A 3,126-nucleotide genomic window follows, 5' to 3' on the forward strand; every position below is an offset into this window, starting at 1 on the left:
TAAATATTTTAGATTTAACAGGAAAGCTAATTTATAACTCTATTCTTGAGAGAAATAACGCCAATATAGACACTTCTTATTTAGTAAATGGTGTCTATATAATTCAATTAGAAGATGAAAATACTACTACTAACAAGAAGATGATTATTAATCATTAATAGGCTCATTATATACAAAAAAAGACACTCGGTTAGAGTGTCTTTTTTGTGTAAATCTAAATTTTAATTACATTTCTAAAGAGTTAAATAACTCTACTAGTTTAGTACTTGAAGGTCTTGGAGCATCTGCATTAACAACATTTCCTGCAGGATCAATTAAAATAAAACGAGGTATCCCATTAATTTTAAAACCTTCTACAAACTCAGTTTGCCATCCATTATCCGAAATAACTTGAATACCACCTAATTCTTTTTCAGCGACCATTTTTTTCCAACCTGCATAAGCTAATTTTGCAGACTCCTCTTTTGTATCGGCTTTAAATCCTCTACCATCATCTACAGATATACTTACAAACTCAATATTTTTATCATGAAATTCTTTTTCAACTTCCTTTAAAGAAGGAATCTCTCTTAGGCATGGTCCACACCAAGTAGCCCAAACATCTATATATACATACTTACCTTTTAAATCTTTAAGTGATGTTTTTCCACCTTTTATGTTTTCAAAATCAAAATTTGGAGAAGGTTTACCAATGAAAGATGCAAATTGCCCAGCTCTTCCTTGTTGCAGCTTATAAGCTTTAGTAATACCTGGCTTAAATTGCGCGATTTGTGCTTTTTCGTTAACTATAAAAGTAGAATCTAATGTTTTCGAATTCTCTTCTAAAAAAGTATTCATTTGCTTTTCAATTTCTAAAACTTTTGCATTAAATTCTGCTTCTTCTAAATCAAAAACACTAGGATCAATCAAGTTTTCTTGCATCTTTGTTTTATCAACAATAAAGTTATTAGAATCGGAACCTTCACCTGTAAACTTTAATGTTTCTTTTATTTCTTTTGTGTCTAAAGCTAAATTTAAATCATAACCATTTTTAAGAAATAATTGAGTAGCTTGGTTACCATCATAAACAACATACATTCCAGTAGTTACTTTTAAAGTATCGCTAAAAGTACCATCTTCTGCGACTTTTATTGTTTTAGAGAAATTTCTTCCTTGATAAACAAACAGAGAGTCACTATTTTGGTTTCCAATTTTACCAGATAACGTAACATAATCTTTAGGTGCTTCTTCTTTACAAGCTACAATAGCTAAAACAGATAAGCACAATAGTATTTTTTTCATTTTTAAATAAATATTATTGAGCTCAAAAATAACTAATAAATGTTAATTTTTTACATTTTAATTAATTATTAACAATAGTTGCATAACTTGTTTTGAATTCAGATTTTTGAGTCACTTAAAACTAACCATGAGCACATACCACTATATTTCTTCAGAAAAATTAGATATTGTAACTATTTACAATATTTTTAAAGACGATAAAAAATTAAAATTATCTAAAGAATCTACTGAAAAAATTAAAGATTGTAAGGCATTTTTAGACAAGAAACTAAGTGAAGCAGATAAGCCATTTTATGGAATTAATACAGGTTTTGGCTCTTTGTATAATGTTCAAATTTCTAAAAATGAGTTAACTCAACTTCAAGAAAATTTAGTGATGTCTCATGCTTGTGGAACAGGAGAACGTGTTCCAGAAAGTATAGTAAAAGTAATGTTGCTTTTAAAAATACAATCTTTAATTTATGGACACAGTGGTGTACAGTTAGCAACTGTAAACCGTTTAATAGACTTTTTTAATAACGATGTGTTTCCTTTTGTTTTTACTCAAGGATCTCTTGGAGCTTCTGGAGATTTAGCACCTTTGGCTCATTTGGCTCTACCATTACTTGGAAAAGGAAAAGTGGTACACAATAAAAAAGAAGTAAATGCAAATACTATACTTAAAAAGTTTGATTGGGAACCAATAAAACTAGAAGCAAAAGAAGGTTTAGCATTGTTAAACGGAACACAATTTATGAGTGCATATGGTGTGTACTTATTGTTAATGTCTCACAAGACATCCTATTTAGCAGATGTAATTGCTAGTATCTCTTTAGATGCTTTTGATGGTAGAATAGAACCTTTTCACGATTTAGTGCACCAAGTTCGTCCTCATCCAGGACAATTAAAAGTGGCAAGACGTTTTAACGAGTTTTTAAAAGGAAGCGAATTAATTACTAGAGAAAAGGCTCATGTTCAAGATCCATATTCTTTTAGATGTATTCCTCAAGTGCATGGAGCAACAAAAGATACTTTAGATTTTGTTGAAAAAGTTGTTTTAACAGAAATTAATTCGGTTACAGATAACCCTACTATATTTCCTGAAGAAGATTTAATTATCTCTGGAGGTAATTTTCATGGTCAGCCTTTAGCTTTAGCTATAGACTATTTAAAAATTGCAATGGCAGAAATAGGTAATATTTCTGAACGTCGTGTGTTTCAATTAGTATCTGGATTAAGAGGTTTACCAGCATTTTTAGTAGATAATCCAGGACTAAATTCTGGTTTTATGATTCCGCAATACACAGCAGCAAGTATTGTTAGTGCTAATAAGCAATTGGCTACTCCTGCAAGTGTAGATAGTATTGTGTCTAGTAATGGCCAAGAAGACCATGTTAGTATGGGAGCAAATGCAGCAACACAGGCTTATAGATTAATAAGAAATGTAGAACGCATTATTGCTATAGAGTTAATGAATGCGAGTCAAGCTATAGCGTTTAGAAATCCATTAAAAACATCTCCATTTTTAGAATCGTTTTTAGAGAATTATAGAAAAGAAGTTTCTTTTGTTAAAAAAGATCGCGTTTTACATGATGATATTCAAGCCTCAATTCAGTTTTTAAGTGATGTGGATATAGAAATAGAGGAGTTGTTTTTAAATAACTACAATATTAAATAACAAATATAAAACTAAGGTTTATTAATTTGAAATTGATGTGCTAGTTATAAAACACTAAACGTTTTAAAGTATTATATAGATTCAATTTTGTCTTCTTTAGGTTTAAGAGGAAGAATTTCTGTAAAGTAATAAACTACAGAACCTATAGTAGAGGTGAAAATTAATACTAAAGTCCACATTAATTTTTT

At 29.6% G+C, this 3,126-nt stretch carries 2 protein-coding genes; one reads left to right on the top strand and one right to left on the bottom strand.

From position 1 onward, the window contains the following. Window positions 1-225: 225 nt before the first annotated feature. Window positions 226-1,281, bottom strand: coding sequence for a TlpA disulfide reductase family protein (locus tag QNK89_RS07795; RefSeq protein ID WP_340170450.1), 1,056 nt, complete (start codon window positions 1,279-1,281; stop codon window positions 226-228). Window positions 1,282-1,408: 127 nt separating this feature from the next. Between QNK89_RS07795 and hutH the strand changes: the two genes are divergently transcribed. After that, window positions 1,409-2,938, top strand: coding sequence for a histidine ammonia-lyase (hutH, locus tag QNK89_RS07800; RefSeq protein ID WP_340170451.1), 1,530 nt, complete (start codon window positions 1,409-1,411; stop codon window positions 2,936-2,938). The last annotated feature ends 188 nt before the right edge of the window (window positions 2,939-3,126 follow it).

Origin of the sequence: Lacinutrix sp., from assembly GCF_037625555.1 — a bacterium.
In the GTDB taxonomy this organism is placed as follows: Bacteria; Bacteroidota; Bacteroidia; order Flavobacteriales; family Flavobacteriaceae; genus Lacinutrix.

Coding starts and splice junctions, on each gene's coding strand:
- QNK89_RS07795 (WP_340170450.1), bottom strand. CDS start 1,281: ATGAAAAAAATACTATTGTGCTTATCTGTTTTAGCTATTGTAGCTTGT.
- hutH (WP_340170451.1), top strand. CDS start 1,409: ATGAGCACATACCACTATATTTCTTCAGAAAAATTAGATATTGTAACT.